The sequence below is a fragment of the Staphylococcus sp. HMSC14D10 genome (assembly GCF_001808125.1).
Classification (GTDB): domain Bacteria; phylum Bacillota; class Bacilli; order Staphylococcales; family Staphylococcaceae; genus Staphylococcus; species Staphylococcus haemolyticus.
This window is the reverse complement of sequence record NZ_KV792255.1, coordinates 173,334-198,189: the sequence shown is the minus strand read 5'-3', so window position 1 is coordinate 198,189 and position 24,856 is coordinate 173,334. Positions and strand designations below refer to the sequence as shown.

Genomic DNA, 24,856 nt, shown 5'->3' with positions numbered 1-24,856 from the left:
CTTGATTTAAGCGTCTTGTCAGCTTAGTCAACTATTACGAATATACGCAGTAGTCATGAAACATTTTTTGTCTCACACTCATTGAAACATCAGAATGTGTTATTTAGTTTCAAATAGAGTAGTACTCGTAACGTCTATTAATTTAGCATAAGTGGCTTTAATAGGTGTGCCAACTGTAGGTTGTAGAATATTAAGTTTAATAATATTATCCATAGCAGCTTTAGCATCAGCCTCAGACACAGCAACGTTAACTTGTGGGAATTGCAATTTAGCAGTTTTATTTAAATTTGTTTTAAAAGCAAGTTCTAAAGTCTTTGACATGTAGAATACCTCCTTTCTTAATTTTTAAGTTAAATTAGGCTAAAACTTGTGTTTTAACCACCTCAACTTTATCGAATGTTTCATTAATCAGATGTGCAATGATATTGACGAATGATCTGATTTCTGAATCTGTGGCTTTAGTGTTTAAGTTAGTAAAACGACGTTTTGTTTCTTTCGCTTTACCACTTGCGTCGTGAGTGATATGCGTGCAAACAACAGATAATTGTGAAATTTCATTCATATGTTTGTCACCTCCTTTCACTCTATATATCGAAATCCATTCATAAAAGGGACACATTTATATAAAGAAATTTGAGCAAAAACATTTAATGTTACTAAAATATGGTTTATCATTAAATAAGAAACTTTTATGAGGTGGATAAATGAATCAAGTTGAACCGATCAGAAATAAAGATGATATAAAAAAGATGTATGATGTATTAAAAAAGAAATCTGATAGAGATTATCTTTTATTTAAATTAGCTATACATACGGGTATACGTTTAACAGATTTATTAAATCTAAAAGTGAAAGACGTCAAAATGATTGATCAAGATGAAATAAAATCATCTTGGATTGAGTCGTGTGCGCCTGCAATCAAAATCTTGTTACCAAACGATTTACGTGAAGAGGTTAGAAGATTTATTGAATATAATAAGCTTATGGATGATCATTTATTATTCCAATCGATAAGAACACATAAAGAGTTATCTAGACAACAAGCTTACCGAATCATTCATCATGCCGCTGAAGAGTTAGGTTTGTGTCATATTGGATTGACCACTTTGCGAAAAACATTTGCTTATCATGCTTATCAATCGGGTATTTCTATTGCAATCATACAAAAATATTTAGGTCATCAGACAACTCAAGAAACGGTGAAATTTATCGGGTTGTCTGCCGATGATGAACTTCATACAATTATCGCTTTAAATTTATAATTGATTTTCACTGAAAAGGAGGCTTTTGATGAGCTTAGTATATTTACTAGGTGGACTAATAGTTATTATGTTAATCGTCTTAATGACGTTGTTTATTAAGCCATTGAGACGGTTCGCTGGATATATTGCTTTGTTAGCGCCTATTTTAGCTTCGGGATATTTCTTAGCCCAAATTCCTAATGTTCTACATGGAAAATTTGTAGAATTTAAAATTCCATGGATGCCCGCTATTGATGTTAATCTAGATTTTCGATTAGATGGTCTAGGATTAATGTTTGGATTAATTATCTCCATTATAGGGGTGGCAGTATTCTTTTATGCTACTCAGTATTTATCTGTTAATATAGATAACTTACCGCGTTTCTTCTTATATTTATTATTATTCATGTTTAGTATGTTGGGTATTGTAGTCTCAAATAATACTATCTTAATGTATGTTTCCTGGGAATTAACAAGTGTATCGTCATTCTTATTAATTTCATACTGGTATAGCAATGCCGAAAGTCAATTAGGCGCCATTCAATCATTTATTATCACTGTTTTAGGTGGTTTAGCCTTATTAACAGGATTCATTATGTTGTATATCATTACTGGTACAAATACGATTTCAGAATTACTTACTCAAAGTCATAGCATTAGTAAACATGCTCTATTTATACCAATGATGATAATGTTGTTAATAGGTGCATTTACGAAATCAGCCCAATTTCCATTCCATATTTGGCTACCTAAAGCCATGGCTGCACCAACCCCTGTAAGTGCCTATTTACACTCAGCTACTATGGTTAAAGCTGGTATCTTTTTACTATTTAAATTCACGCCTATCTTAGGTTTAAGTGATAGTTATATTTATATTGTTACTTTTGTAGGTTTGATTACAATGATATTTGGCTCTGTAACGGCCGTAAGACAATATGATTTAAAAGGTATCTTAGCGTATTCAACAATTAGCCAACTAGGAATGATTATGTCGATGGTTGGTCTAGGTGGAGGTGTTGCGCAACACTCATCAGGTCCAATGTCAGAGACGTATACATTAATTTTATTCGCCGGTTTATTCCATTTAATGAATCACGCAATATTTAAATGTGCTCTATTTATGGGTGTCGGAATCATTGATCATGAAGCTGGTACGAGAGATATTCGCCGACTAAGTGGAATGCGTAAATTCTTCCCGAAAATGAATTTAGTTATGACACTTGCTGCGTTATCAATGGCAGGTGTGCCGTTGTTAAATGGTTTCTTAAGTAAAGAGATGTTCTTCGATTCTTTAGTTAGCGCAATCGAACTTCAACAATTTGGTTTAACGTTAACGATTATTGTTGTAGCTATTGGTGTTATAGCAAGTATCTTTACTTTTGTGTATGCAGTTTACATGCTTAAAGAAACTTATTGGGGAGAATTTGATGAAAAGAAAGTGCCAAAGAAACATATTCATGAACCTTGGTTGTTCAGTTTACCTGCAATAATTTTAATGGTTATGATACCAATCATTTTCTTTATTCCCAACTTTTTCACTGAGCACTTAGTATTGCCGGCACTACGAAATGTTACCAATTTGGGTAGTAGCGTAGATGCAATAGCACCGCATGTTTCTCAATGGCATGGTGTTAATTTGCCACTCATTTTTAGTGTGATTGTTATTATAGTTGGTCTCATTGTAGCGTTAAAAGTAAACTGGAAAGCTATTACGCATCAAGTCATTAAATATGCTTCTATTACAAATTCTTATCGCAACGTGTATCGAGGATTTGAACGTTATTCAGGTCAAATGATTCGAGGTTTAATGAATAACAGATTAAACCATTATAATATTATAACGGTTCTTATTTTCTCTATATTAATTGCATATGGCATATTCCAAGTAGGTTTGCCAAAGTTACATCAAATAGAAGTTTCAGAATTTGGTCCATTGGAAGTTATTTTAGGCATTATGATTAGTGTTGTCGGTATAGCGTTAGTGTTTATTCGACAACGTTTAACAATGGTTATTTTAAATGGAATTATTGGTTACAGTGTTGCATTATTCTTCTTATTAATGAGAGCACCAGATTTAGCGTTAACTCAATTAGTAGTAGAAACAATTACGACCATTCTCTTTATTGTAAGTTTCTCTAGATTGCCAAATATCGCTCGTACAACAGCGAATATGAAAAAAGAAGCAATCAAAATTATCGTATCATTTATTATGGCTGGAGCCGTAGTAACGCTCATATTTATTGCGCAACAAGGTGATGGTCTAGAGTCAATTTCTAAATATTATACGAATGCCTATGAATTGACTGGTGGTAAAAACATTGTAAATGCTATTTTAGGAGATTTCAGAGCCTTAGATACAATGTTTGAAGGTATCGTCTTAATTATTGCCGGTTTAGGTATTTATACATTATTACATTACAAAGATAGGAGGGGCCAAGATGAAAGAAAATGATGTTGTGTTAAGAACCGTTACTAAAATCGTCGTATTTATTTTATTAACATTCGGCTTTTATGTTTTCTTTGCGGGACATAACAATCCTGGTGGCGGTTTTATAGGTGGTCTTATCTTTAGTTCGGCCTTTATCCTAATGTTCCTAGCTTTTGATGTACATGAAGTATTAGAAAGTTTACCTATTGATTTTAAAAAGTTAATGATTGTTGGTGCCATAATCTCAGCACTTACTGCAATCGTTCCGGTTTTCTTTGGTAAATCGTTCCTATACCAAAGTGAAGCATACATCCATTTTCCATTATTAGGTGAATTACATGTAACGACAATTACATTATTTGAATTAGGGATATTGTTAACGGTTGTCGGCGTCATCGTAACAATTATGTTGGCTTTGAGTGGTGGTAAATCATGAATTTAATATTATTACTTGTGATAGGATTTTTAGTATTTATAGGAACGTACATGATACTATCACTCAACTTAATTCGAATTGTTATAGGTATTTCGATTTATACGCATGCGGGAAATCTAATTATTATGAGTATGGGTCATTATAGTAATAAGATGACGGAACCTTTAATTCACGGTTCTAATACTAATTATGTGGATCCATTATTGCAGGCTATTGTTTTAACTGCAATCGTTATCGGATTTGCAATGACTGCCTTCTTACTAGTATTAGTTTATCGAACATACCGTGTTACTAAAGAAGCAAATATTGATGTATTAAGAGGAGAGGAGGATGAAAATGAACAGTAATTTATTAGTCCTTCCAATCCTATTACCATTGTTATGTGCATTAGTCCTTGTTTTTACTAAAGAAAAGAACAGGCTATCTAAAATTTTGTACATTGGAACAATGTCTGTTAATACAATTATTTCATTATGTTTATTGATATACGTCTTACAACATAAACCCATTACGCTTGATTTTGGTGGTTGGGCAGCACCTTATGGTATCCAATTCTTAGGTGATTCACTGAGTTTAGTTATGGTTACAGTGGCGTCATTTGTTGTGACACTCATTATGTCATACGGATTTGGTCGTGGGGAAGATCGTGTTAATCGATACTACTTGCCTACTTTTATCTTATTCTTAACAACAGGCGTTATTGGCTCTTTCTTAACATCTGATTTATTTAACCTGTATGTTATGTTTGAAATCATGTTACTAGCTTCATTTGTATTAGTAACGTTAGGACAATCTGTCGAACAATTAAGAGCAGCCATTATTTATGTTGTACTGAATATCGTAGGATCATGGTTATTCTTGTTAGGTATTGGTTTATTATACAAGATGGTTGGAACATTAAACTTCTCACAAGTTGCTTTACGTTTAGATCAAATCCATGATAATAAAGCGATTATTATTATTTCAATTGTATTTATAGTGGCCTTTGGTTCGAAAGCTGCCTTAGTACTATTTATGTGGTTGCCTAAAGCTTATGCAGTGCTTAACACTGAACTTGCCGCTTTATTTGCAGCGTTAATGACGAAGGTAGGTGCATATGCACTCATTCGTTTCTTTACACTTCTATTTGATCAACATACGGGTGTGACACATCCATTGTTAGTATTTATGTCATGTATCACAATGCTTATAGGCGCTTTCGGTGTTATTGCATATCGTGATATTAAGAAAGTGGCTTCATATCAAGTTATATTATCGATAGGTTTTGTCATTTTAGGTCTAGGTTCCAATACCTTTGCAGGTGTACATGGTGCTATCTTCTATCTAGCGAATGACATTATTGTGAAGACAATGTTGTTCTTTATTATAGGTAGTTTAGTTTATATGTCTGGTTACCGCGAATATAAATATTTATGTGGATTAGCTAAGAAAGAACCATTCTTTGGTGTTGCATTTGTTGTTATGATATTTGCGATTGGAGGCGTACCGCCATTTAGTGGTTTCCCAGGAAAAGTACTCATCTTCCAAGGTGCGATTGAAAATGGTAACTACATTGGCTTAGCGTTAATGATTATCACAAGTCTATTAGCAATGTATAGTCTGTTTAGAATTTTATTTATTATGTACTTTGGAGACAATGATGGTGAACAGGTTGATTTCAATCCACTACCTAAGCACCGTAAAACGATTCTGGGTATTTTAGTCGCAGTCGTACTTGCAATGGGTATTGCAGCGCCAGTTGTGATGAATGCTACTGAAAATGCAACAAAATTGAATATGGATGATAATTATTTCCATAGCATTGTCAATTCACATTTGAAGGAGGGGAATAAATGAGACAAGTTGTATTGAACATATTAATCGCATTTTTATGGGTACTGTTTCAAGATGAAGACTCATTTCAATTCTCTACCTTCGTATCTGGCTTCATCATTGGTTTAATCGTAATTTATATATTACATCGTTTCTTTGGGCAATCTTTTTATCCTAAGAAGATATGGATTGCTATAAAGTTCTTAGGTGTGTATTTATACCAATTAATTACTTCTAGTATTAGTATTATTAATTATATTCTATTTAAAACGAGACATATGAACCCTGGGTTATTAACATATGAAACGAATTTAAAAAATGATTGGGCAATTACGTTTTTAACTATTCTAATCATTATTACGCCTGGTTCAACAGTTATTCGTATTTCGAAGACTACCAATAAATTCTTTATACACAGTATAGATGTTTCAGAAAAAGAAAAAGAAAGTCTGCTTAAAAGCATAAAACAATATGAAAACTTGATTACGGAGGTGTCACAATGATTGAAACGCTCACGAATTTTTTTATTACAAGTGCATTAGTATTATTTGGCATAGCGTTCATAATTGGATTATTCCGTTTAATCAAAGGACCTACTACAGCTGATAGGGTTGTGGCATTCGATGCTTCCAGTGCTGTCATCATGTGCATTATAGGTATAGTTAGTGTTATTTATAATACTGTTTCGTTCCTTGATTCCATAATGCTTGTTGCAATTATTTCATTTGTAAGTTCTGTATCTATTTCTAGATTTATAGGGGGAGGTCGAGTATTCAATGGCACAAATAAACGAAATCATTGATTTGATTGCCGCTTTCCTCATATTTCTAGGCAGTATCATTGCCGTAATTAGTGCAATTGGAATTGTAAAATTTCAAGATGTCTTTTTACGAAGTCATGCATCTACCAAGAGTTCTACGCTATCTGTCTTACTAACATTAGTGGGTGTATTAATTTACTTTACGAATGAACAAAGCTTCTTTAGTGTTAGATTATTATTATCAATTGTTTTTATTAATTTAACATCACCGGTAGGTATGCATTTAGTTGCCAGAGCAGCATATCGGACAGGTGCATACATGTATCGCAAAGATGATGCACTAAGTCGATCTTCCATTTTATTAAGTTCTAAAGAATACAATTCTACAGAAGAACTTAAAAATCGAGCTCGAATTCGAGAAGAGCGTCGTGAAAAAATTTATTACGATGTTCAGAAGCAGCGACAGAAAGAAAAAGAAAAACAGCAAGAAGAAAAAATCGAAAGTTTATCAGAAACTAGAAGAGAAACTAAAGATTGATTAAATCAATGAGATTGAACAAGAATGAGTAATAGTTAAGACTACTACTTTGAAATGCTCAATCTCATTTTTTTAAATTTATATAAGAGACCAGTGTCATTAACACGGTCGATATACTTAAATAAATGTAAAGAAGTAGGAAAGGTATGGGGGATGTAGCGATTATAAAATGAATAACCAATAATAAGATTGGCGTTATTAAACTAAGTAATAAAAATAATAAGTCCATATAAGACCAGTGTTTCGTTGTAAAAAGATAAAAGATTTCTAAAAGCCATATAATCAGAAATAAAATTGGGTACGCAATTATAAATGGGACAAACACAACCATTTGTGCCAATGCATTCTCGCTTTCAAGTTCAGACAATGGTGGCAGAAATAATGTCCAAAAGAACAAGGTTGCAATCATTAGTACAAAAGACCATATAAGAAGAACTAATTTAAATTTATTCATAATAAATGACTTCTATTACTGAATTTTATTGTAATAGGGAATGAAAAATGTATGTATGGTTTAGAAGTGAATTATAGTGTCTTCAATTTAATTAAAATAGATTAGAAATGAATGCAAGTTAGTTAATTCATTGTAACTTTAATGGTAAAATTATAATTAACCGATTGTGAGTTTAAGATGTATTTTATCAGGATATAAATAGACATAAAACTTATTTTTATATTAGGCAAGTCTTATTTCTCCAATTAAATATGAAGTATAAAATGGGGTGGAAGTTTGGAAATATTTGAAACGATTCTCATATTTCTAGCAGTAGTTATTGTAAGCTCCTTTGTTCATACTTTTTTACCCAAAGTGCCTCTGGCATTCATTCAAATTGCTTTAGGAATGCTCCTCTTTTTAACGCCAGTACCTGTAGAATTTAACTTCGATTCAGAACTCTTTATGGTAGCAACGATTGCACCGTTACTTTTTGTGGAAGGTGTTAACGTTTCGAGAGCTCATTTACGTCGTTATATTAAACCAGTGATGTTAATGGCTTTAGGACTCGTTATTACAACTGTTATTGGTGTAGGTCTATTTATTCATTGGATTTGGCCGACACTTCCTATTGGTGCAGCTTTTGCCGTAGCCGCAATATTATGTCCAACTGATGCTGTGGCAGTGCAAGCTATTACAAAAGGTAAGGTTTTACCTAAAGGTGCTATGACTATCCTTGAAGGTGAATCGTTACTTAATGATGCAGCAGGTATCATCTCATTCAAAATAGCGGTAGGTGTTTTAATTACTGGTTCATTCTCATTATTTGAAGCGGTGCAACAATTTCTAATCGCGTCAATCGGTGGTGCGATTATTGGTTTACTTATTGGTATTGCGCTTGTTAGATTCCGTTTAACACTTACAAGACGTGGCATAGAAAACATTAATATGTTTACTTTTTTACAACTATTAACGCCATTTGTTACCTATCTTGTTGCTGAAATGTTTCATGCGTCAGGTATTATTGCTGCCGTTGTAGCAGGTTTAGTACATGGTTTTGAACGTGATCGTATCGCTCAAACACGTACTCGACTTCAAATGAGTTACAATCACACTTGGAACATTCTAGGATATGCATTGAATGGTTTTGTTTTTTCAATATTAGGATTTTTAGTTCCAGAAGTAATTGGAAATATTGTAAAGACTGAACCACACAATTTATTGTTCTTAGTTGTGATAACAGCACTCGTTGCGTTAGCGGTATACTTATTTAGATTCATATGGGTGTATGTGCTCTATCCTCTATTCTATTTATCTGTCAGTCCTTTCCAAAAATTAATGAATGAAGAAGGAGAAGACAAGAAGAAAGAGAAGCCACCTAAACGAAGCATGTATGCGCTTATCATGACACTATGTGGCGTGCACGGAACTATTTCGTTAGCAATCGCATTAACATTACCATACTTTTTAGCAGATCATCATGCGTTTACATATCGTAATGATTTACTATTTATTTCATCAGGTATGGTTATTATAAGTCTTGTGATTGCACAAGTTGTATTGCCGTTTGTAACATCTAGTGCACCTAAGGCTAAGATTGGAAGTATGAATTTTAAAGAAGCTAGAATATATATTCTTGAACATGTCATAGATTATTTGAATCATCATTCATCATTTGAAACAAGTTATCGTTATGGTAATGTTATTAAAGAATATCACGATAAATTAACGTTCTTGAAATCTGTTGAAAAGGATGATGAGAACTCAAAAGAACTCGAAAGATTACAGAGTTTAGCTTTTAAGGTTGAAACGAAAACGTTAGAACGACTTGCCGATGATGGTGAAATAACTGCGAGTGTATTAGAAAACTACATGCGTTATGCAGAACGTACACAAGTGTATCGTCAAGCGTCATTGATACGTCGTATGATTGTTGGTGCGAGAGCTGTACTATTAAAACGTCGTATACGTACACGTACCAATGCGGCATCATCATTAAGTGTTACTGATAACTTAATGGAACTTTCTAAAATCAATAAGATTGTTCATTATAATGTTGTGAGTCGTCTTGTAGATGAAGCGAATGAAGATAACAAATTAGAAGTTGGTATGATTTGTGACGGTTATCTTATGAGAATAGATAACTTATCGCCATCTAATTTCTTTAATACGCGTGCCGAAGATTCAATTACGAAGATAAAATTAAATGCTTTAAGAGAACAACGCCGTGTTTTATCTAATTTAACTGACGATGGAGAGATTACTGAAAGTACGGCATTGAAATTAAGAGAAGCGATAAACTATGATGAAATGGTTATCGTTGATAGCTTAACTGACTAACTTAATAAATATGATTGAAGATATAATAGAGTGTGGTCGGGATAATGAATTCAAATGGAATTCTATCCTAGCCTCACTTTTTTTATTAAGGTACGGTTTGTTTAAATAAGGTGAATAACATTCGTTATCAATTCATGATACAATAAAGTGAATGTATGGGTGAGGTGAAATGATGTTAACTGAAGAAAAAGAGGATTATCTAAAAGCAATATTAGCCAATGATGGGGATACATCCTTTGTCTCAAATAAAAAGTTATCTCAGTACTTAAATATAAAACCTCCTTCAGTTAGTGAAATGGTTGGACGCTTGGAAAAGGCTGGTTATGTTGAAACGAAACACTATAAAGGTGTGAAACTCTCAGATGAGGGCTTGAAACATACGTTGGATATCATTAAGCGTCACCGCCTGTTGGAGTTATTTTTAATAGAAGTTTTACAATATAATTGGGAAGAAGTCCATCAAGAAGCGGAAATCTTGGAACATCGCATTTCAGATTTATTTGTAGAACGCTTGGATAAGATACTTGATTATCCTGAAACATGTCCACACGGTGGTATTATCCCTAGAAACCAGCATTTTGAAGAGAAATTCACGGTATCTTTATTAGAATTTGAACCTGGTGATAAAGTGACGATTAAGCGGGTGCGTGATAAGACCGAACTTCTGGTATACCTTTCTAGCAAAAATATTTCAATTGGAAATGATGTTGAGATCGTAACTAAAGATGAAACAAATAAAGTAATGATTGTGAAACGAAATGATATTGTAACGATACTAAGTTATGATAATGCAATGAATATTTTCGCAGAGCATGTTTAAATCAGATAATAAAATCTCCAATAAAAGGTTCAATAATACCTTTTTATTGGAGATTTTTTGAATGAATTTATTAAATTGTAAAGATAAGCATTAAGTATATCGATAATATGTTAATCGCTATCCATAATGTACTGAATAAGAAAGTTGGTATGCGTGTAAGTTCTGTCAATGTGCGTCCATCCCAACTTGGAATTGGTCGCTGAAAAGTCAGTTTGAATATCGTCCAACTTGATTGTAAAACTTCACCTAATAAGACACCTAGTATAAGGTGATAAATAAATGTGACTAGATAATAAAATAATAATTGATTATCATGTTGTACTAAGAAGTATAGAAGTGCAATAAATATAATTAGTACAATGATAGGTGATAGTTTGCGTGATGTAAGCATTAAAAAATAAATGAAAATGATGATATAAGCGCTTAAGAACAAACTAGGGTGACCATAATACGCAGCACTTAGACCAATTAAAAGCATTAATGGAGGCATAATATAGCCACCTAGAGTAGTAATGAATTGTCCAATGAGCCCCTTGGATTGGGTAATGGCATAGCCTTGTTGCATCGTTTGAAGTCGTTCCGAAGGCCGTGTGATGATGACTAAATCTTTTGCGCGTCCACCACTGATTTTATTGAATAATACATGACCGAATTCATGTGTAAGTACAGGAATATAGTTTAAATAAACATCTAAATATTGATTGAATTGACGATGTCTATTTTGATGAATCATAATATAGATAATTGCTATAATACAGATTAAATATATATTTAAATTAATAGTTGTAGTAAAAAAGTTTTCTAAATAGACCATAGTTGACCTCGTCGAGTGTAAGATTATAGTATTTATTATAAAGTAAATTTGATGATTTAGCGTTTAGACTTTAGATGTATCTTTTAATGAGAGAACTAAAAAAAGAAGATAAATCATTTGAAAATATATGTAGACAGCTACATAGTTATTTATTATGATTCTATTTTCATATAATATATGCATATGAAAATTGTTTAGACAGTAAGGAGATTACTTAAATGCATGATCAAAAAGAGACAACAGCGACTAAAGTGGATATTTTAGGTGTTCAATTTAATAATGTAACCATGTTAGATATGATTGAACATGTCAAAACATTTTTCACACAAGAGACTGAGGATAATTTGTTTATCGTGACAGCTAATCCAGAAATCGTTGATTATGCGTCAGAGCATAGTACTTATAAACAGTTAATTAATAGTGCGGATTTTGTTGTCCCGGATGGCACAGGTGTTATTAAAGCATCAAATCGTTTGGGAACACCGTTGAAACGACGTGTGCCGGGCATTGAATTAATGGAACATTGTTTAAAGATTGCCCATACAAATTATCAAAAAGTATATTTACTTGGTGCCAAAAATGAAGTAGTCACACTAGCACATAAAAATTTACAACACAAATACCCTCAGGCGCAATTCGATTACCATCATGGTTATATAGATTTAAATGATGAGACGGTAATCAAGCGCATAAAACGTTTTAATCCTGATTATATATTTGTAGGAATGGGTTTCCCTAAACAAGAAGAGTGGATTCAAAAACATCGACACACCTTTAAAAGAACTGTAATGATGGGTGTGGGCGGCTCATTTGAAATATATAGTGGCACAAAAAAACGCGCCCCTAAACTATTTATTAAATTAAATATCGAATGGGTATATCGTTTATTAATCGATTGGAAACGTATTGGACGTATGCGTAGCATTCCTAAGTTTATGTTTAAAGTTTTTAAAGTACAACGAAAAATGAAAAAGCAAAAATAAGTAGCTAATCTGATACTAATTATTTTAAATATGAAGAAGGCGGATTCAAGTCGAGAGGACTGAATCCGCCTTTAAAATTTTTTGTTTTAATTATCGCTATTTAACAATAAAGCGTTTTTCATCTAAACCTTTGCGAAATGCTTTTTGATCAGCTTTTGATTTTTTCTTAAAGTCCTTTAAGAATTGCTCATATTTAGGAAGAACCTCTTCTAAATCTCCGTATTCTTTGAGCTTTCCGCCTTCAATCCAGGCAATTTTAGTACAAAATTCACGGACTTGGCGAATATTATGACTAACGAAGAAAATCGTTTTATTCGCTTCTTTGAACTCATAAATTTTGTCTAAGCATTTTTGAGTGAAAGTTTGGTCACCAACAGATAATGCTTCGTCAATGACTAAGATATCAGGATTAATTGTAACATTAATCGAGAATCCTAATTTAGCACGCATACCACTTGAATAATTTTTAACAGGTTGATGGATAAACTCGCCGAGTTCACTAAATTCTATAACTTGAGGCATAAGTTGCTTGATTTCTTTTCTTTTGAATCCCATGCATAACATTTTAAATTCGATATTTTCTACACCAGTTAAACGACCATTCAGACCTGCATTGATTGCGATGACACTGACTTCACCATTACGTTCAATATTTCCAGAAGTTGGGGAAATAGAACCACCAATCATATTACTTAATGTAGATTTACCTGAGCCGTTAATGCCGACTAAACCTATGACATCACCTTCGTGAGCTGTTATAGAGACATCATCTAAAGCGAAAAATGTATTGTTTTTATTTTTAGGGATTAAGGCATCTTTAATGCGTTCTTTATTATTACGATAAATGCGATATTCTTTTGTCACATTATTTATATTTACAGATACGCTCATGATATTTCCTTCCTTATAAATACTTATATAGATTATAATACATCATACAATAGTTGTTAAATTTATTAACCTAGTGTAAAGTGTATAAGAGATTTTGAATAACTTTTTGTAAACAATAAGTAGATTTTACTTTTTTTGGAAAATTAAGTCCATAGTTATGGTTCTTATTTTCTAGTAATCTTCTCTACAATATAAAATAATACTGTATGTACGTAATAATTATATTAAACTTTTGAGAAAACGTTATATATAATATAGTTATCCTAATTTTAAATAAAAAATGTAAATACATTGTGGATATTTAATTGAAAGCGTGGTTAATTTCAATGTCGGCAGTAGGATCTGTTTTTAAAGAACATATCAAGAATTTTTACTTAGTGCAAAGACTTGCACAATTTCAAATTAAAATAACAAATACGAATAACTATCTTGGTGTAGCATGGGAATTACTGAATCCAGCATTACAAATCATGGTTTACTGGTTTGTATTTGGTATGGGGATTAGAAGTAACCAACCTATTCATGGGATACCTTTTATTTATTGGCTACTTGTAGGGATTAGTATGTGGTTCTTCGTAAACCAAGGTATTCTTGAAGGTACTAAATCAGTATCTATGAAGTTTAATCAAGTGGCGAAGATGAATTTCCCACTTTCTATCATACCAACTTACACTGTAACCAGTCGTTTTTATGGTCATATAGGTTTATTGTTAATTATTATAGGAATTTGTATCGTTAATGGTATTTTCCCTTCAATTCATATTGTACAATTATTAATTTATGTACCAATGACATTTTTCTTTACAGCATCTGTTGCATTATTTACGTCGACACTCGGCATTATTGTACGGGATACACAAATGATCATGCAGGCTTTGCTAAGAATTTTATTCTATATGTCTCCAATTCTATGGGTACCTAAAGATTCAGGTATTGGTGGAACAATTGGTGAAATTATTAAATTTAATCCAGTTTATTTCTTAGCTGAATCATATCGTGCAGCGATTTTATTCCACGAATGGTACTTTATAGAACATTGGAAATTATTAATTTATAACGTGATAGTTATTTTAATATTCTTTGTTCTAGGTTCAATTTTACATCGAAGATATCGCGATCATTTCGCAGATTTCTTATAATTTAAAGTCCTTGATAAATGTTGATGCGTTTATCAAGGATTTTGTGTATACAGCATAATGACAATTTTTGATTTATAATTTTTATAATGAAAATATAAGGGGTAAATGTATGCGACTAATTATTAAAAAAGTATATATGTTGATGATTACATTATTGAATTTTATTTACAAAAGGAGACAAGTTGATAAAAAGCAAATTACGGTACTCATGACATTTCCTGAAGATGTCATGCCGATTATTAACGAATTAGACAATAAAGGTTACAAAATAACTGTAATTGCAAAATTTGAAGAGCAATATAGGCTGAAACATCTTAACAACATTACTTTCATACCAGCAGGAAACAAATATATCGTCAAACATATAAAAGCATTAAGTAGTTCGAAAGTCATTTTAATCGATACGTATTATTTAATGCTAGGTGGTTATACTAAGAAGAAGACACAAACGATTATTCAAACGTGGCATGCATCTGGCGCACTGAAAAATTTTGGGCTGACTGATCATCAAGTTGATTTGACTAATGTAACCATGGTTAGACAATATCAACGCGTGTATCAAGCGACTGATTATTATCTTATTGGTGGTAAAGAGATGGGAACATGTTTTAAAGAGTCATTTGAAGCTACTGAAGAACAATTATTGCCAATCGGTTTACCACGTCTATCAAAATATTTAAAATTCAATCTTAAGGCCGAGCAAGAACGTTTGAAAAAGCATTATAATATTCATAAAAAATTGGTGGTCTATGTTCCTACTTATCGTGAAGGTTCTGAAAACAATAGACAAATAGATGTTGCTCGCTTTGAAGAAGTGCTACCCGAGTACACATTGATTAATCAATTACATCCATCTATTTCAAAAAGTCAATCTATAGCCACAACACAAGAATTGATGATTATGGCGGATGTGATTATTAGTGATTATAGTTCATTACCTATTGAGGCGAGTTTATTAGACAAACCAACATTATTTTATGTGTACGACGAGCATAAATATGATAAAATTCGTGGGTTAAACCAATTTTATAAAGCAATTCCACAACAATATAAGGTAACAACTGAAGAAGAATTAATTTTAAAAATTAGAAATGATATTGCCTTGTTCAAACCTTTATTTAAAAATTGGCATAAGTATAATCGTGAAGATAGTGTTCGACGCGTTACAGAATTTATTGAAAAGATGGTGAAAAGATGAAAATAGCTATCATAATACCTGTATATAATGCAGAAAAGACAATACGTAGAGCAATCAAATCTATCGATACAACACATGAGGCTGAAATCATTTGTGTGAATGATGGTTCTACAGACCATTCGAGACATGAGCTCACTCAATTACAAAAAGAAGTTAAAAATATTATGATTTACAATCAAGATAATCAAGGTGCAGCTGCAAGTAGAAATTTTGGATTAGCTGCAATGTCTGATGATGTTGAAGCATTTATGTTTTTAGATGCAGATGATCAATTTTTACCGGGAAGACTAGATAAGATGATAGATTACTATGAACGTAATCAAGAGGTTGATATCGTCATTGGTCAAATTGGTAGAGGTGTCCAAGGAGATTGGAAAATTGTATCGACACATGAAGAAATGAATCGTGAATCACTAGTATCTTTAGCTCAAGCGCCTGAAATTTTGCAATCTATTGGGCCTGGTGGAAAATTATTTAATTCTAAATTTAGTGCATTACGTTTTGATGAAGACGTTGTATTTTGTGAAGAGCATACCTTTGTCACACGAGCTTATTTAACAGCACGTGATATCCAATTACTACCACTCATTATATATGGCTATAATGAGCAAGAAGGTTCAATCACAGATAAACGAGCTGATACATTTATATCTTATATTGAAGATGCTCGAAGAGTACGTCAGCGCGTCATGGAGATGCTACTTTTAACAAATGAGAAAGCATACTATAGTTATCGAATGGATGATTTAATTGTTAGTTATCTTATCCAAGCTTACTTATTAAAATACAGTAAAGTTACACCTGAATTTATTGATAAGGTCACACATTACATTAAAGATATGCAACATACGAACTACTCTGGCGATGCGCTATTTAGAATCATTCAAGCAGTTGAACAAGGTGCAACAAATTGGACACGTGACACTTACGAGAAGTGGCGTCAAACGCTTATCGATGTTGGTATTGGAAGACCAGGATATTTTCGTTTTCAAGCACAAGTTATGCCTAAAAAATTTGCCTTTAGCAGTAAACAGTTAGTTAAGCGTACTTTAAAGAGATAGTGTAGTATAACTTATAAAATTAATGGTATGTAAATTTTATTTATGCTAAATTAAGATTATGAAAAAATGTTAAAAACTATGTTAAGGAGATAGCGTTTATGAGAAGAGTTATTACTTATGGTACTTATGACTTATTACACTATGGTCATATTGAATTACTAAGAAGAGCGCGTGAAATGGGCGATTATTTAATAGTTGCTTTATCTTCAGATGAATTCAATCAAATTAAGAATAAAAAGTCATATTATGATTATGAACAACGTAAAATGATGTTAGAATCAATTCGTTATGTTGATTTAGTTATTCCTGAGAATGATTGGGGTCAAAAAGAAATCGACGTGGATCGCTTTGAAGTAGATGTCTTTGTAATGGGACATGACTGGGAAGGTGAATTCGACTTCTTAAAAGATAAATGTGAAGTCGTATACTTAAAACGTACTGAAGGTATTTCAACAACTAAGATTAAACAAGAATTATATGGCAAAGACGCTAAATAATTAAAAATATAAGGTCTTAATCCTATTAAAAGAGCCAGCAAATGAACTTTTTGAATTCATTTGCTGGCTTCTTTGTTTAACTTAAGTTGCTTCGCGTTCCTGAGGTGACGTCTCTATAGCAGTTCTTTAAAGTGATTCTTAATTGTTTTACATTTTAGAATTTCTTACCTAAGTGATATAGCACTTAGGTTCTTTATATTAATACTGAAAGTAAAAGATATTGTTACTATATAGTCAAAGAGTTATCAATCACTTTATTTACGTTTAAATAATAAATGAATAATTGAACGTACAATAAGTATAATTGCAATTGCTAATAATGCTAATGCGACAAAGGTAACCACTGGATGCTCTTTCCACGTCGTTTGAGCAATGGTATTTGCTTTGTGCAATAGAGGTTTCGTTACTTCAACTTTTGGAGGTCCATCATCTTTTGTAAGAAATTGACGATTGTAGTCAAGATGAATTGAACCATCTTTAACGATAAATTTATAATCTTTTTTATTCATACCTTCAGGTACTACATCATATAAGGTGTCTTTGACATAGTACTTTTTGCCATTGATTTTATGTGTGCCTTTTGAAAGTACCTTTTTATAACTGTATTGATCGAAAGAACGGTTCATCATGGCATTTCCCATCATATTACGTTGCTTTTCTCCACCTAAATTCACGTAATCTCCTGCTCCCATAATAACTTGGTTAATGCGGAAGTTGTTACGTTTAGTTGTAATCGTATGATTATAATCTGCAACATCACTTGAGCCAGTCTTTAAACCATCTGTACCCGGCAAACTCATTTTGGCTCCTTCTAATGAATGATTGAATGTATAATATGTGACACCGTGTTGTGTAGGAGCAAGTTGTTTAGTGAAATGTAATATCTTAGGAGTCTCTTTGATGACATGGTGATCTAAAATTGCAAAATCTTTCGCAGTGGAAGTAGTATTGTCTTGGTTTTTATATTTTGATGGCGCAAATTCTTTTAATTGCTTGTTTTCAGCACCTGTTGGGTTTACGAAATGTGTGTTTGACATGCTTAATGCTTTAGCTTTCTTATTCATTAAATCAGTAAAATTATTCACATTTCCCGAAACCTCATCAGCTAAAATTAAAGCTGCAGCGTTACTTGAGTTAGAAACTGTAATTTGGAGTAGCTCGCTAATTGTATATGTTTCACCAGCATATAATTTCGTATTACTTAATTCTGGTAAAGTTGACATGCGATAATGCTTGTCCGTAATATGTACTTTGTCATTTAAAGAAAGCTCTCCTTTATTCACAGCTTCAAGTGTAAGATACATTGTCATTAGCTTCGTCATTGAAGCGGGGTACCATTTTTGGTTAGATTGATAGTCGTACAAAATTTGCCCGGTTTGACTTACATTTATGCTACCTTCAGGTTGATAGGCATCTGTTACATTCGGGTAACCATATTGTCTAGCAATTTCAGTAGGTGTTGGTTCATATTCGGAAGCGTAGGAGTTAGGTGCTATAATAACAATGGTTAAAAGTAGAGCAAAGGTAATTATTAAGCTTCGTTTCATTCTTATCTTTCCTTTTTCAAAATTTCAACTAAAATATTTTATCATATAAACTTGTTTATATGAATTTATTTGTTAAAGCTTTATACTTGGAAAATAATATAATTAAATTTTTAAAATGAATATAAAAAGAGGGCTAATTTATGAAAGGTCAAAATCCGTTATTTTTCTTATTTAAACGATTGTCGTGGCCATATGGACTGATTATTGCGGCAATCATTATTTCTTCGCTAGGGAGTATTAGTGGTCTGTTAATTCCTCTATTTACTGGACGATTAGTTGATAAATTCTCAACAAGTAGTATCAACTGGAATATCGTTCTTTTATTTGCAGGAATATTTATAGCTAATGCACTACTAAGTGGTATTGGTATTTATCTACTAAGTAAAATTGGTGAAAAAATGATTTACGATATTCGATCAATACTTTGGGAACATATCATTAAATTAAAAATGCCTTTTTTCGATAAGAATGAAAGTGGGCAGTTAATGAGTCGTTTGACAGACGATACTAAGGTTATAAATGAATTTATTTCACAGAAATTGCCACAATTACTTCCCGCAGTAATTACACTCATTGGATCCATAGTTATGTTGTTTATTATGGACTGGCAAATGACATTATTAACATTTATTGCAATTCCGATATTTATGGCAATAATGATTCCATTAGGTCGCAAAATGCAAAAGATATCAATGAACACACAAACTGAAATTGCTAACTTTAGTGGTTTGCTAGGTCGTGTGTTAACTGAAATGCGTTTAGTAAAAGTATCGAATACAGAAAGACAAGAATTAAACAACGCGCACAGTAATTTACGTGAGATTTATAATTTAGGTCTGCGACAAGCAAAAATTACAGCTGTCATTCAACCTATTTCAAGTGTGATTATGTTATTAATGATCGCAGTTATATTAGGTTTCGGTGCGATAAGGATAGCTACAGGTGCGATAACAGCTGGTGCGTTAATTGCGATGATTTTTTATGTGATGCAGTTATCGATGCCATTAATGAATCTTTCAACCTTAGTTACAGATTATAAAAAAGCAGTTGGTGCAAGTAGTAGAATCTTTGAAATCATGCAAGAACCTATTGAACCAATGGAAGATTTACAACCTATAGAAGATATCTCAATTAACGATGGTGAATTGTCATTTGAAAATGTTGATTTTAAATATGATATTAAAACGATTCTTAGTAACGTATCTTTCCGTATACCTCAAGGAGAGGTGAGCGCATTTGTTGGTCCGTCGGGTTCAGGAAAAAGTACAATTTTTAATTTGATTGAACGTATGTATGACATTGAATCTGGAGATATTAAATATGGAACGCAAAGTATTTATGATGTTCCAATTACAAATTGGCGAAACAAGATTGGTTATGTAATGCAATCGAATTCTATGATGAGTGGTACGATACGTGACAATATTTTATATGGTATAAACCGTGAAGTGTTGGATGAAGAATTGGTTAAGTATGCTAAGTTAGCGAATTGTCACGACTTTATTATGCAGTTTGATGATGGCTATGACACGTTAGTAGGTGAACGTGGTCTGAAGTTATCTGGCGGTCAAAGACAACGTATCGATATTGCACGCAGTTTTGTGAAAAATCCTGATATTTTATTATTAGATGAAGCTACCGCAAATTTAGATAGTGAGAGCGAACAAAAAATCCAAGAGGCATTAGAAATTCTTATGGAAGGAAGAACTACTATTGTTATTGCACATCGTCTCTCAACTATAAAAAAAGCAGGCCAAATCATATTCCTAGATCAAGGTAAGGTAACAGGTGAAGGTACACATGCTGAATTAATGAGAAATCACGAAAAATACCATCAGTTTGTTACTACTCAAAATTTAACCGAGTAATGAATATTAGGTAGTTGGGACTTATGTTAGTTCCAACTACTTTTTTAATAAGAAAAATGAAGGATATGTTTTGTCTTATGTAGTTAACTGTGAAATAATCATCAATAATTAAATGACGTATGTGAGTATACAGTCTCACACTTTAAAACTTAAGATGGGAGCATAATTATGTTATATACAATAACTTCCACTTTACCTCCTACACATGGTGGAAGAACAAAATCTTTGTTACATAGAGTAAAGTTTTTAGAAACTCAATTGGGAGAAACTTCTACAATTCTAACGACGAATTATAACGCTAATTATAAAAATGTATATCGAATTTTTAGGAATAAAGAATTAATAACTGAGAATACAAAATTAGACAACATATACGATTGGCTTGCGAATTATAATTTATTAGAGGAACCAGTTGAACCCAGATTATTTAGAAAGTTACCAATTCAAACTAAAGTTAAAATACGTGGGTTAGAGGCCATTCAAGAAGGCGATAACGTTAAATACTATAAAGATAATGTTTATGTGTTATTTCGCAAATATTATGCGAATAGACAGATTATGAAGTTTGAAGATACAATCAATCCTAATTCACAAAAGGTATCTAAACGTAAGGCATTCACGCTAAATGGCAGATTACATAAAATTGATTACTTTGATGATGTAACGGCAATCAAAACAATGGAAGAATATTATGATAAAAAGGGTAACGTGTACTTAAAGAAACATTTTACGAACGATGAAAAGAACAAATTGATTGATATTCAACATCTATCAATGCACGGTGAGACGCGCACCTTTAATAATGAAAAAGCGTTATTTACTTATTATTATAACCATGTTTTACCTAATGGAAGTGTTGTATTTAATGATGCACGCTTACTCGACAGACCATTGATTGATTGTGAAAATGACATTAAGCGCATATTAATGTTTCATAGCAATCATTTACAAGGGAATAAAGTTCGTCATTCATATAAATTAGCACTAGATAAACAAGAAATAATCGATAAATATATAGTTTTAACAGAATATCAAAAACATGATATTCAATCACAGTTTGGCATAGATGATAATAAAATAGATGTCATACCTCATTTTGTTAGCATAGCGCAATCAAATAGTCGAGATGATGTAGAAGATCAATTTTGCTTTATTGGTAGATTGGCTCAAGAAAAACAAATTGATCATATTATCAAAGCGTTTGATATTTATTTGAAAAAAGGTTATTCATCTAAGTTGCTTGTATATGGAAAAGATAAAGAGGGTAATTTAAACAAATTGAAGCAATTGGTTAAAACACTTCAACTTGAAGATAAAGTAATATTCAAAGGACACACTAATCATCCTAAAGAAGTCTTTTCAAAAGTGATAGCTTCACTATTGACAAGTCAGTATGAAGGCTTTGGGTTATCGATTATGGAAAGTATAAACAGCGGTTGCCCTGTTATCTCATATAATGTACGTTATGGACCGAGTGAGTTAATTACTAATCATGAAAATGGTATACTTGTGAAAAAAGATGACATCGAAGGGTTTGCGGATGCAATGGAAATGGCTAGAAATATTCATTTCAAAGATGTAAAATTAAGTGAAAAATTTAGTGTAGAACAAGCATCAAATAATTATCAATCACTCATCGATGACGTAACACATGCGGAGAATAAATAGAAAATTGGAGAGAAATATATTGAATAAATTATCGATTATTATTACGTATTTTAATAATGAAGATTATATTAGTGAGTGTATTCACAGTTTAAAAAGCCAGAGAAATCAAGATTTTGACATTATTGTTGTCGATGATGGTTCAACTGATCGCTCAACAGAAATCTTACAAGAAGCATTAAAATCATATGATAAAGACGTTCACTTCATTCAATTGCAAGAGAATACTGGACACGCACATGCACGAAATGTAGCTTTGAAACAAGCGCATGGTCAATACGTACTATTCCTAGATGCCGATGATCAATTGGCCTCATATGCTGTTGATTACTATCTTCAACATGTGAATGGTTTAGATACACTGATTGCACCAATTCATAAATTTAGAAGTCAACGACCACAGTATGTAGATAAAGATAAAGTACGTTTGCAATATGCTTCTCATCAAAAAAGTCCAAATGCAATTTTGAGAAAAGAATCAGCATGTAATATTTTATTTAAAAATGCCATTATTAAAGCGCATCAGATTCAATTTAATGAATCATTAGATATTTATGCAGATACGTCATTTGTGCTTGAGTATTTAAAATATGCGGAGCGTTTTGTTAGAATTACCAACTTCCCATTCTATTATCGTGGTGAGGTATACGATCCATTTTATGGTAATACATTAAGTGATCAAGATTTTACAAATAAATTTGAAGATCATGTTAATAGTTTCTTTGATGCTATGCAAAGAACGAATGATAAGCGAATTAAAAATTTCCTCATTCAACGAATGAAAAATGAAATTAAAAGTGGATTTGATCCTGCACTTAGAGATATAAAATCTCGATATGTGTCACTTGAAGATGCGCTTATTAAAATTGTTAAAGCTTTAAAATGGAACATACTAAAAGATGGGAAAGTATTATACAATTTAGAAATATTATTCTTATCAATGGATGATGTTGAAAATGCCAAATATGTTAATGACTTACGAAATAAAACACGTTTAGTTAAAAATATTGTGTTAAATAGCAAGATGAAAGAACGTTCAAAATATCAACTGAGTGATAATGAAGACTTAGTTGACCCGAATACAATTGTATTTGAAGCGTTTGGTGGTAAAAATTATAGCGATAGTCCTAAATATATTTATGAATACATGCAAAAACATTATCCTCATTTAAATTATATTTGGGTCTTTTCAAAACCAGAAAATAACAATATTCCAGGTAATGCTACTAAAGTGAAAAAAGGATCTCAAGCTTATTATGATGCCTATGCTAAAGCGAAATATTGGGTTACAAACGCTAGATTACCTTTATATTTAAATAAAAAAGAGAATCAAATGTATATCCAAACTTGGCACGGAACACCATTAAAACGTTTAGCCAATGATATGAAAGTGGTTAGAATGCCTGGCACGACAACTGCAAACTATAAGAAGAACTTCTATGCTGAAGCATCACGTTGGGATCGTTTAGTATCACCAAATAGATACTCTTCTGATATTTTTAAATCAGCATTTTGGATGGATGAAGACCGTATTTGGGAGATTGGTTATCCGAGAAATGATGTATTAGTTAACCGTCAAAATGACACTGAATATATTGAACAAATTAAGCGTGACTTGAATTTACCTGCAGATAAGAAAGTTATCATGTATGCTCCAACTTGGAGAGACGATGAGTTTGTGAAAAAGGGACAATACTTATTTGATTTGAAAATTAATTTAGCTAATCTTCAAAAAGAAATAGGAGATGAGTATGTCATCTTATTAAGAATGCATTATCTAATTGCGAATGCTTTAGATTTACATGGATATGATGACTTTGCGATTGATGTATCAAATTATAATGACATTTCGGAATTATACTTAATTTCTGATGCATTAGTTACTGATTATTCTTCTGTTATGTTTGACTTTGGTATCTTGAAGCGTCCACAATTTTTCTTTGCATACGATATCGAAAAATATGATAAAGGACTTCGTGGTTTCTACATGGATTACATGAACGACCTACCAGGTGAAATTATTACAGACGAGTTTAAATTAGCTGAAGAGTTAAAACAAATTGATCAACATAAAGTGAAATATCAAGATAAGATAGAATCATTTTATAATGATTTTTGTTCTATAGAAAATGGAAAAGCATCTCAATATATTGGTGATTATATTTATAAAGATATTGAGAAAAAATCATAATTAAAATGAAAGTAGAAAGCACTAGAGCAGTAAATTTAACTCTAGTGCTTTCTATTGTACTAATTAAAAAATCTTTATTTTCTCGAACATTACCTCATGGTATAATTAAAAATATATTATTAACAGAACTTTTGGGGTTAATTAGTGAACAAAGTACGGTTCTGTTGTATAGACATGCTATGATATTAATGTCA

23 protein-coding genes are annotated in these 24,856 nt (G+C 32.0%); 18 read left to right on the top strand and 5 right to left on the bottom strand.

All coding sequences use genetic code 11. The features are described from left to right. Positions 1–99: 99 nt before the first annotated feature. Positions 100–321, bottom strand: coding sequence for a DUF2922 domain-containing protein (locus HMPREF3134_RS07675; RefSeq protein WP_016930894.1), 222 nt, complete (start codon positions 319–321; stop codon positions 100–102). A 34-nt stretch (positions 322–355) separates the two neighbouring features. Beyond that, entirely contained in the window at positions 356–562 is a 207-nt protein-coding gene (locus HMPREF3134_RS07670; protein ID WP_011276536.1) for a sigS mRNA-stabilizing protein SroA, read from the bottom strand. A 142-nt stretch (positions 563–704) separates the two neighbouring features. Between HMPREF3134_RS07670 and HMPREF3134_RS07665 the strand changes: the two genes are divergently transcribed. The 10 genes from HMPREF3134_RS07665 (at position 705) to HMPREF3134_RS07615 (ending at position 10,808) form a co-directional block, all read left to right on the top strand. Beyond that, positions 705–1,262: a tyrosine-type recombinase/integrase gene (locus HMPREF3134_RS07665; protein ID WP_011276535.1), complete on the top strand. Its 558-nt coding sequence runs from the start codon at positions 705–707 to the stop codon at positions 1,260–1,262. A gap of 28 nt (positions 1,263–1,290) precedes the next feature. Then, positions 1,291–3,693: a DUF4040 family protein gene (locus tag HMPREF3134_RS07660; RefSeq protein ID WP_070441983.1), complete on the top strand. Its 2,403-nt coding sequence runs from the start codon at positions 1,291–1,293 to the stop codon at positions 3,691–3,693. Continuing rightward, on the top strand, positions 3,680–4,105 hold the full coding sequence (gene mnhB2, locus HMPREF3134_RS07655) for a Na+/H+ antiporter Mnh2 subunit B (protein WP_011276533.1): 426 nt from the start codon (positions 3,680–3,682) through the stop codon (positions 4,103–4,105). Before HMPREF3134_RS07660 ends, mnhB2 begins: the two co-directional genes overlap by 14 nt. Further along, positions 4,102–4,452, top strand: a complete 351-nt coding sequence (mnhC2, locus tag HMPREF3134_RS07650) for a Na+/H+ antiporter Mnh2 subunit C (RefSeq protein ID WP_011276532.1) — start codon at positions 4,102–4,104, stop codon at positions 4,450–4,452. Before mnhB2 ends, mnhC2 begins: the two co-directional genes overlap by 4 nt. Beyond that, on the top strand, positions 4,442–5,941 hold the full coding sequence (gene mnhD2, locus HMPREF3134_RS07645) for a Na+/H+ antiporter Mnh2 subunit D (RefSeq protein ID WP_037548242.1): 1,500 nt from the start codon (positions 4,442–4,444) through the stop codon (positions 5,939–5,941). The genes mnhC2 and mnhD2 overlap by 11 nt, the downstream gene beginning before the upstream one ends. Next, the gene (gene mnhE2 / locus HMPREF3134_RS07640) at positions 5,938–6,420 is read left to right on the top strand and encodes a Na+/H+ antiporter Mnh2 subunit E (protein ID WP_070441982.1); all 483 of its coding nucleotides are present in this window, start codon (positions 5,938–5,940) and stop codon (positions 6,418–6,420) included. Before mnhD2 ends, mnhE2 begins: the two co-directional genes overlap by 4 nt. Then, the gene (gene mnhF2 / locus HMPREF3134_RS07635) at positions 6,417–6,719 is read left to right on the top strand and encodes a Na+/H+ antiporter Mnh2 subunit F (protein ID WP_011276529.1); all 303 of its coding nucleotides are present in this window, start codon (positions 6,417–6,419) and stop codon (positions 6,717–6,719) included. Before mnhE2 ends, mnhF2 begins: the two co-directional genes overlap by 4 nt. Next, positions 6,694–7,215: a Na+/H+ antiporter subunit G gene (locus tag HMPREF3134_RS07630; RefSeq protein WP_070441980.1), complete on the top strand. Its 522-nt coding sequence runs from the start codon at positions 6,694–6,696 to the stop codon at positions 7,213–7,215. The genes mnhF2 and HMPREF3134_RS07630 overlap by 26 nt, the downstream gene beginning before the upstream one ends. Positions 7,216–7,945: 730 nt before the next feature. Continuing rightward, the gene (locus tag HMPREF3134_RS07620) at positions 7,946–9,988 is read left to right on the top strand and encodes a cation:proton antiporter (RefSeq protein WP_070441977.1); all 2,043 of its coding nucleotides are present in this window, start codon (positions 7,946–7,948) and stop codon (positions 9,986–9,988) included. Between the two features lie 172 nt (positions 9,989–10,160). Next, positions 10,161–10,808, top strand: coding sequence for a metal-dependent transcriptional regulator (locus HMPREF3134_RS07615; protein WP_053017185.1), 648 nt, complete (start codon positions 10,161–10,163; stop codon positions 10,806–10,808). A 70-nt stretch (positions 10,809–10,878) separates the two neighbouring features. On the opposite strand, the gene HMPREF3134_RS07610 is transcribed toward HMPREF3134_RS07615, so the two are convergent. Further along, complete coding sequence (locus HMPREF3134_RS07610; RefSeq protein WP_070441976.1) at positions 10,879–11,622, bottom strand: M50 family metallopeptidase; 744 nt, start codon at positions 11,620–11,622, stop codon at positions 10,879–10,881. Between the two features lie 218 nt (positions 11,623–11,840). On the opposite strand from HMPREF3134_RS07610, the gene tarA reads away from it, so the two are divergent. Next, the gene (tarA, locus tag HMPREF3134_RS07605; RefSeq protein WP_070441974.1) at positions 11,841–12,605 is read left to right on the top strand and encodes an N-acetylglucosaminyldiphosphoundecaprenol N-acetyl-beta-D-mannosaminyltransferase TarA; all 765 of its coding nucleotides are present in this window, start codon (positions 11,841–11,843) and stop codon (positions 12,603–12,605) included. 96 nt (positions 12,606–12,701) lie between these two features. On the opposite strand, the gene tagH is transcribed toward tarA, so the two are convergent. After that, positions 12,702–13,496: a teichoic acids export ABC transporter ATP-binding subunit TagH gene (gene tagH, locus HMPREF3134_RS07600; protein ID WP_011276519.1), complete on the bottom strand. Its 795-nt coding sequence runs from the start codon at positions 13,494–13,496 to the stop codon at positions 12,702–12,704. A 326-nt stretch (positions 13,497–13,822) separates the two neighbouring features. Here tagH and HMPREF3134_RS07595 point away from each other — a divergent pair, with 326 nt between their 5' ends. The 4 genes from HMPREF3134_RS07595 to tagD all read left to right on the top strand — a co-directional run bounded on the left by HMPREF3134_RS07595 (position 13,823) and on the right by tagD (position 17,391). Beyond that, entirely contained in the window at positions 13,823–14,635 is an 813-nt protein-coding gene (locus tag HMPREF3134_RS07595; RefSeq protein ID WP_037548273.1) for an ABC transporter permease, read from the top strand. A gap of 109 nt (positions 14,636–14,744) precedes the next feature. After that, positions 14,745–15,833: a teichoic acid glycerol-phosphate primase TarB gene (gene tarB, locus HMPREF3134_RS07590; RefSeq protein ID WP_070441972.1), complete on the top strand. Its 1,089-nt coding sequence runs from the start codon at positions 14,745–14,747 to the stop codon at positions 15,831–15,833. Then, on the top strand, positions 15,830–16,894 hold the full coding sequence (locus tag HMPREF3134_RS07585) for a glycosyltransferase family 2 protein (RefSeq protein ID WP_070441970.1): 1,065 nt from the start codon (positions 15,830–15,832) through the stop codon (positions 16,892–16,894). The genes tarB and HMPREF3134_RS07585 overlap by 4 nt, the downstream gene beginning before the upstream one ends. A 98-nt stretch (positions 16,895–16,992) precedes the next feature. Then, entirely contained in the window at positions 16,993–17,391 is a 399-nt protein-coding gene (gene tagD, locus HMPREF3134_RS07580) for a glycerol-3-phosphate cytidylyltransferase (RefSeq protein WP_011276515.1), read from the top strand. 254 nt (positions 17,392–17,645) lie between these two features. Here tagD and pbp4 read toward each other — a convergent pair whose 3' ends face one another. Next, positions 17,646–18,938 carry a penicillin-binding protein PBP4 gene (gene pbp4, locus HMPREF3134_RS07575; RefSeq protein WP_070441967.1) on the bottom strand — a complete coding sequence of 431 codons (1,293 nt, stop codon included), beginning with the start codon at positions 18,936–18,938 and terminating at the stop codon, positions 17,646–17,648. Between the two features lie 140 nt (positions 18,939–19,078). Here pbp4 and HMPREF3134_RS07570 point away from each other — a divergent pair, with 140 nt between their 5' ends. The 3 genes from HMPREF3134_RS07570 to HMPREF3134_RS11785 all read left to right on the top strand — a co-directional run bounded on the left by HMPREF3134_RS07570 (position 19,079) and on the right by HMPREF3134_RS11785 (position 24,662). After that, positions 19,079–20,806, top strand: a complete 1,728-nt coding sequence (locus HMPREF3134_RS07570) for an ABC transporter ATP-binding protein (RefSeq protein WP_070441964.1) — start codon at positions 19,079–19,081, stop codon at positions 20,804–20,806. Between the two features lie 168 nt (positions 20,807–20,974). Beyond that, positions 20,975–22,474, top strand: coding sequence for a glycosyltransferase (locus HMPREF3134_RS07565; protein ID WP_070441962.1), 1,500 nt, complete (start codon positions 20,975–20,977; stop codon positions 22,472–22,474). Between the two features lie 19 nt (positions 22,475–22,493). Then, complete coding sequence (locus HMPREF3134_RS11785) at positions 22,494–24,662, top strand: bifunctional glycosyltransferase/CDP-glycerol:glycerophosphate glycerophosphotransferase (protein WP_076742287.1); 2,169 nt, start codon at positions 22,494–22,496, stop codon at positions 24,660–24,662. Positions 24,663–24,856: the final 194 nt, after the last annotated feature.